Source organism: Vibrio sp. 10N.247.311.49 (genome assembly GCF_041467655.1).
Classification (GTDB): domain Bacteria; phylum Pseudomonadota; class Gammaproteobacteria; order Enterobacterales; family Vibrionaceae; genus Vibrio; species Vibrio crassostreae_C.
In genome coordinates, this window is record NZ_JBFSVA010000011.1 from 158,095 (window position 1) to 164,888 (window position 6,794).

Consider the following 6,794-nt stretch of genomic DNA (forward strand, 5'->3'; position numbering starts at 1 on the left):
AGTAGTGTAGTTTCGAAAAGCGTACCCTACACCAAGTTTGTGTAACATATTATTTACCAAGCTTTACATTGGTAACATCATTTCAAATTAAACGAGTTATTCAAATTATTTGAACAAGTTTGGGCTAAACGTTAGATTTCAACGATTTGTTCGATCTCGTAAAGCTCATCTGAGATATCTAACATTTTACGTTCCATGACTTTTTGAGCGTCTTCTATCCCTTTGTTGTAGTAAACCGCCCCAAACTTTTTACTTATGAAATCGACCAAGAATTCTGTGTCGAACTGACCAAGCTCCACATCAAGTTCATCCTGCAGGTACTTTTGGAGCGTATGAGTAAGCTCAGACTTTTGTTTCGAATCTAATTGAATGGTCATGAATGTTTCCAAATAAAGAGTAAGTAGATCAATTGTGATTTGCTGACTAGACTATAGTCGAGGTAACTAGCTAGAATTCCTCATAATTTAGAATACAGACCTGTAGAGCGCCAGTGCTATCCATAAAATCACTCAGCAATGGTTAATTTTGATAGAGAGATCAAGAACTCGCACTTTGACGATAGGTAACGGAACCGCAATTACCGTACTATTGCCCATCAATAAGATAGTAGCTGTGTATAAGGGACTTCATTGTTATTAGATCTAGTGATTAAAAGCGTTAATCAATTTCAAGACGATTGCCTAAAGCTCTGTGAACGCCACTACCCTACTGTACACAATCAAGGGATCAGTGAGCACCATATAGGTAAGGCATTTGCCCGCCGAATGGAGCACACCTTCGTTAGCTTTAATCATGCAAGCAACATCAGCCCACTTGAAATGCTTTCCTCTAGAGAAACGCCTCGACACTTCCGAATATCTTCCGAAATCGGTACCGTTTGGATGATCAGTCATCATATGGTGAGCGCCGGGAAAACATGTCGTAGAAAGTTGATGTTGGACATCCATAATTGGCAACAAGAGTATGGATTTTCCATTCAACCCAATGACGTTTTGATCATTGTCTCCGACCATTGGATTAGCCGAAGTAAAAACAGTGGCGAATTATTGCATTGGTGGATGGGTGAACTCCCAGATGAGATCACGGAATATAGTCAACAAGGTATCACGCTAAGAGAGAGTGATTCTCAATTTGCTACTGACTTAAATAATAATTTTAAAATCAGCCCTTGCTTCATTAAATTTGGACACCCTTTAAAGCGGTCAGGAAATCAACAACTGGTTCGTAAATATCTGCAACTTTACGCAGTACTTCAATGGCAGTAAGAATACGGGTCAACTTTTTTAATCAGTCTTGAAAGTAAATAGTTAGACCTCCATCCCAGTATTTTATAAAAGATAACTCATTCCCTGTTCATTAATTATTCGAACTTCCTGTTTTAATTATTAATAGCCGATCGACTCACAGTCTCGATTTTGAGAGATAGATATCATTTCTGTGTAACTCGCTTAGTCAATCTATTTTATAACTTTGACACTCCCCCATAATTTAAGCCATTAACCCTACTTTTCTCTGGTGTATCAGCGTTCTAGCCTTATATTGGTTGGGGTTAATATGTGAGACGTTACTTAGCCGTTAGATTCACTTAAACTATCAAACACAGTCAATGATAAGTAAATTTAATGGTTAATGTCATTTATCATGCTGATTTTTCGTTAGTTATATTAATTTAAATATTGACGTTACAAATGAATTTTTATTAATTGACAATTTAGTAACACCTGTCAATATTGTGACAGCCGTGACGTATATTCTCGTCATTAAATAAACACCTTTATTAGCGACTATGATTTTATCAGACAGAAGTGAATTTATTAGCTGTATATCCGTAGATGCTGATATGCAGTTTATTGCGAAATACCAAGACCTGACGCTTAGAAGCGTCTATCAACCTATATTCGACTCTTCTATGACTCAAATAGGTGTTGAGGCTTTGGTGCGCATTTCAAATAACAAAGGTGATATTGTTCGTCCTGATCACTTCTTCCATTCCGACGAAACCTCAAGCACAGACAAAATCAATGTAGAGAGGTTGAGTCGAGCGATTCATATCCGTAACTTCGCACAATCGACAATCCGTCATTTACATCTATTTTTGAACGTTCTTCCAAACGTTGGTGAGTTGTTTGCTGCAGAAAAGGTCAGCGATAGCTTGTTAGCTAAACGCCTTCACGAGCTTAACCTTTCATGCGAACAGATAGTGATGGAGTTGGTAGAGTTGAACGCAGAAAGTGAAGAGCGTTTGAAAGATGCCGCTCTTTCTCTTGCGGATAATGGCTTTCAAATAGCGGTCGATGATTTTGGAACACAAGCATCAACCGAACAACGCGTTCGTCACATTAACCCTCATATCATCAAGATAGACCGCTCGGTTATGTTGGACTTTGAACAAGGCGACACTCGAGAAATGGAGTTAGTACTTGATCTTGCAAACCAAATTGGCGCAAAGACAGTGATTGAAGGTATTGAAACCCAACAACAACTCGAAGCGATGCAGGGCTTAGGCTTCAATATGTATCAAGGCTACCACTTAGCCATGCCAAAGCCGATTGAGTTAGACATACGGCTAGCAATTTAGAATCGCCCTATTGTTCTTAAAGCCGCTTGCCCATTGAGTAGCGGATTTTTTAATGCTTGCCTATTCGTACCCTCTTACCGCTCTCACGTGTCAACACATTTCAGGACGGGACAACACGCATAAAAAACCCAGTCAAATTTGACTGGGCTGGCTTAAAAGAATCTGTTTTATATCATTCCCTAATAACCCGCAGTGGACGGTTTGATTCTATATAAAATAGCGAACATCACCGGTACTACTATTAGCGTTAGTACGGTAGCAAAGCCTAAGCCTGCCATGATGGTAATCGCCATCGAGCCGAAAAATGCATCGAATACCAAAGGAATCATACCCAAGATAGTCGTTAATGCTGCCATAGATACCGGTCGTACACGACTAATCGCACTGTCGACAACCGCTAAATATGGGTCTTTACCTGTTGATAGCTCACTGTTGATCTGGTCAAGCAGTACAATGCCGTTCTTCAAAATCATGCCGCTTAGACTCAATAAGCCAAGGAACGCTGTGAAGCTGAATGGCATATTGGTACCTAACAGACCAATTGAAACACCAATGATAGAGAGTGGAACCGTAAACCAAATCACAAGCGGCTTACGAACCGAGTTAAACAGAAGCATCGTGATGATAAACATCAGCAAATAACCCATTGGCAGTGAGCCAAACAGAGATTCTTGCGCATCTTTAGAGCTTTCGTACTCACCACCCCAGCTAATGCTGTAGCCTTCTGGTAAATCTAATGCTTCTACCTTTGGTTTCACACGAGCAAACAGACTCGCTGGCGTTTCATAACCAAGAACATCGTGGTCAGCCAATACTGTTAGCGTACGTTTTCTGTCGCGACGCTGAATCAGTGGCTCAGACCATTGAAGCTCTACGCCATCAATCACTTGCTCAACTGGGATGTAAGTTTGTAGTGATGGGCTCCAAATCTTCACATTGTTTAGCGATTCGAAATCAAAACGCTCTTCTTCCGGTAAACGCGCCACGATAGGTAACATATGAGTACCATCACGCAGTAGGCCGATGTTGTAACCGCCAAACGCCATCTGTAATGTCTCAGACAAGTCAGTTTTTGAAATGCCTAGGCGACGAGCCTTAGATTCGTTGAACAGTGGTACAAGTTCTTTAGTACGTTCACGCCAGTCATGACGAACATTTCGAGAGCCTAGATCGGCAAGCAAGATGTCTTCGACTTCAACTGCAATGTTACGCAGTACTTGTGGATCGGCACCGATAATACGCGCTTCAATTTTTGAAGCGGGTGACGGACCAAACTCAATCAACTTGAACTGGAACGTTGGTTGCTCAAATTCGTTCGCTAAGTCTTTGTCTAGCGCCGCTAGAGCCTTAAACATAGTGTCGCGGTCAGTGGTTCTTACTTGTAACTGGGCGTACGCTTCGTAGCTTTTCTCTGGTTGGTAAGTCAGTGCGAAACGTTGCATGCCCTGCCCAACCGTTGTCGTTACAAACTCCACGTCGTCTTGCTGGCGAATGTAGCTTTCAACTTTTTCTGTCTGCTTGATCGTTTCACGAACATCGGTGCCTTCTGGCATCCACATGTCTACGTAAAACATTGGGGTATTTGACGGCGGGAAGAACTGCTGCTTCACCATACCAAAACCGACGACAGAAACTGCTAATAGAGCGACCATACTAACTACAGTAAGCCATCTAAATCGAAGTGCTACTTTCAGACACGCACCGAATACCACAAACAGGATGCCTTTGTATGGGTCTTCGTTCTCATCAACCTTGTCTTCTTCTTTAAGCAACATCTCGGCAAGGAATGGCGTTAGTGTTAGTGCAGTTACCCAACTCAAAAACAGTGAGAAACACAGTACCCAAAACAGTGAACCCATGAATTCGCCTGTCGCATCCTTCGACAAACCAATCGGTGCAAACGCTGTGATAGCGATAATGGTCGCACCTAACAGTGGCCATTGTGTTTGCTTGACGATGTCTTTCGCTGCTTGAAGCTTGGTTTTGCCTTTCTTCAAGCCCACCAAAATACCTTCAACGACAACAATCGCATTATCCACCAGCATACCCAGCGCGATGATCAGTGCCCCCAGAGATATGCGGTGCAGTTCAACATCGTTGTAATCCATCAGGATGAAGGTACCGAATACCGTCAATAGAAGAACCAAACCGATGATCAAACCACTGCGTAAGCCCATTGCGAACAACAATACAATTATAACGATGGCTACCGCTTCAACTAGGCTGATTAAGAAGTCAGCCACAGATTTGTCTACTTCTTGCGCTTGGTTGTAGAAGTAATTCAGTTCTACACCCGCTGGCTTAATGCTTTCTAGGCGATCCAGTTCCGCATCCAGTGCTTTACCAATCTCAACCACGTTTACACCAGAAGAGAACGCAATACCCAAGTTGATTGCTGGTTTACCGTTGTACGTTAATACATTGCCCGGCTTTTCTTGAATACCACGAGTTACTTCAGCGACATCTTTCAAGCGAATCAGGTTACCTGTATCGCGACCATGAATGATCAGGTTTTCTAGTTCTTCAACCGTGCTTAAGGTGCCGTTTGGCTTGATCGTAAGGCTTTGACCATTCAGCATCACCTCGCCTGCCGATACCACACTGTTTTGCTGTGCTAGCAATGCTGTCACCGTCGACATATCTAGGTTCAATGCGGCTAAGCGTTCCAGTGACATCTCAACAAACAGTTGTTCTTGTTGGTCACCTGCAATGCTAACTTTACCGACACCGTCGACCAGTTCGATTTCACGCGTTAGGTAATCTGCGTACTGTTTGAGCTCAACGTAATCGTAACCATCACCGGTCAGCATGATCATCACACCAAACACATCACCAAAATCATCGATGATCTGAACGGAATTTACACCACTTGGCAGTGTTGGTTGTAGATCGTTGATCTTACGGCGCATTTCATCCCAGATCTGAGGCAGCTCGTCTGGACCGTAGTCCATCTTCATACTGACCATAATTTGGGACATACCGTTCGATGATGTCGAGGTAATCTTGTCGATGTACGGAAGCTGTCTTATCTCTTTTTCTAGTGGGTAAGTCAGCTCTTCTTCAACTTCCATTGACGTAGCGCCAGGGTAAGTTGAAATAATCATTGCATCTTTAATGGTAAAAGCTGGGTCTTCTAAACGGGATAGATTACCAAAAGACGTCACACCGCCAATGGCCAAAATGACTAGAAACAGCCAGCTGATTACTTTGTTCTTTATTGAATATTCTGCGATGTTCATTCTGCTTTTCCTGACAATTGGATTCCGTCACGGAGTTTTCTTAAATTCGAATTTACGAGTAGCTCACCTTGCTCAACACCATGAGCGATGAGTGCGCCTTGGCCACTGATCTTGTCGACTTCTACTTCGCTTTTGAATGCTTGTCCGTCTTCCATTTTCCACACATAGAACTGATTCGCTTCAGAGCCCGCTTCTAGCGTTGTCATTGGTAATTGGTAGCCTTGAACATCGCTCAGGCCCGCTTTCGCCATATCTACATTGACCGTAACGCTCGTGCCCGGCAGAATTTCACTTTCAGGCTGCTGCATCTGCATCCAAAATTCGTAGGTACGGGATTGTGGGTGCAGTTCACTGGTGTGTTCTAGATACGTCAGTGGATATTGGCCTGTGTGACCGCCAAAGGTCGCCTCAGGACGATAGCTATTTGAAAGCATGTCTGGGCTAATTGACGCCAAGATCGAATCTGATACTTGAATTCGCACATACACCTTGTCGTTCTGGTACACACTCAGTAGTGTTTCTCCAGGCGTCGTATTTTCGAATCGTTGCTTATCGACAGTTGAAACTGTTCCTGAGAACGGCGCTAAAAGTTCTGTGTAACTCAGCTTGCGTTTCGCCGCCGCCAAATTCGCCGATGCGAGCTTATAGTTAGCCGTCAGTTGGTCGTGTTCTGATTGCGATAACATTTCGCTGCCAAACATCTCCGTTCCACGGGCCAACTGTTTGCTTGCCAGTTTGAATTGAGATTGAGCATCAGTCAGATCTTGTACGTACGTTGCGTTATCTAAGGTGGCTAATAACTGCCCTTTTTCGACATTGTCGCCCGCTTCTACTAATACTTGTTGAATCTCGCCTGCTAGCTTAAATGCCAAGGGAGTCAATTCAGCTGGCATCACCTGTCCATTAAAACTTCTGAACTGATTAGGGCGTGTTGATCTTTGCTGTACATTTCGCGTTCAACAATACATCGGTAGCCA

At 43.1% G+C, this 6,794-nt stretch carries 4 protein-coding genes and 1 pseudogene; 2 read left to right on the top strand and 3 right to left on the bottom strand.

All coding sequences use genetic code 11. The features are described 5' to 3' along the window. Positions 1 to 131 precede the first annotated feature (131 nt). Entirely contained in the window at positions 132 to 377 is a 246-nt protein-coding gene (locus AB6E54_RS13070) for a DUF2164 domain-containing protein (RefSeq protein WP_017059821.1), read from the bottom strand. 252 nt (positions 378 to 629) lie between these two features. Here AB6E54_RS13070 and AB6E54_RS13075 point away from each other — a divergent pair, with 252 nt between their 5' ends. Both AB6E54_RS13075 and AB6E54_RS13080 read left to right on the top strand, forming a co-directional pair. After that, positions 630 to 1,265 (top strand): hypothetical protein, encoded by a 636-nt coding sequence (locus AB6E54_RS13075; RefSeq protein ID WP_017067365.1) that lies wholly within the window; start codon positions 630 to 632, stop codon positions 1,263 to 1,265. Positions 1,266 to 1,840: 575 nt separating this feature from the next. Next, a complete protein-coding gene (locus AB6E54_RS13080; protein WP_029235240.1) occupies positions 1,841 to 2,578 on the top strand; it encodes an EAL domain-containing protein in 738 nt (245 codons plus the stop codon). Between the two features lie 179 nt (positions 2,579 to 2,757). Here AB6E54_RS13080 and AB6E54_RS13085 read toward each other — a convergent pair whose 3' ends face one another. Both AB6E54_RS13085 and AB6E54_RS13090 read right to left on the bottom strand, forming a co-directional pair. Then, complete coding sequence (locus tag AB6E54_RS13085; RefSeq protein WP_372106890.1) at positions 2,758 to 5,817, bottom strand: efflux RND transporter permease subunit; 3,060 nt, start codon at positions 5,815 to 5,817, stop codon at positions 2,758 to 2,760. Then, a pseudogene (locus tag AB6E54_RS13090) lies at positions 5,814 to 6,740 on the bottom strand (efflux RND transporter periplasmic adaptor subunit); the annotation flags it as partial. The pseudogene AB6E54_RS13090 and the gene AB6E54_RS13085, both read right to left, overlap by 4 nt. Between the last annotated feature and the right edge of the window lie 54 nt (positions 6,741 to 6,794).

Excerpts from the sequence above, each read along its gene's own strand:
- AB6E54_RS13070 (WP_017059821.1), bottom strand. The coding sequence starts at position 377 with ATGACCATTCAATTAGATTCGAAACAAAAGTCTGAGCTTACTCATACG.
- AB6E54_RS13080 (WP_029235240.1), top strand. The coding sequence starts at position 1,841 with ATGCAGTTTATTGCGAAATACCAAGACCTGACGCTTAGAAGCGTCTAT.
- AB6E54_RS13085 (WP_372106890.1), bottom strand. The coding sequence starts at position 5,817 with ATGAACATCGCAGAATATTCAATAAAGAACAAAGTAATCAGCTGGCTG.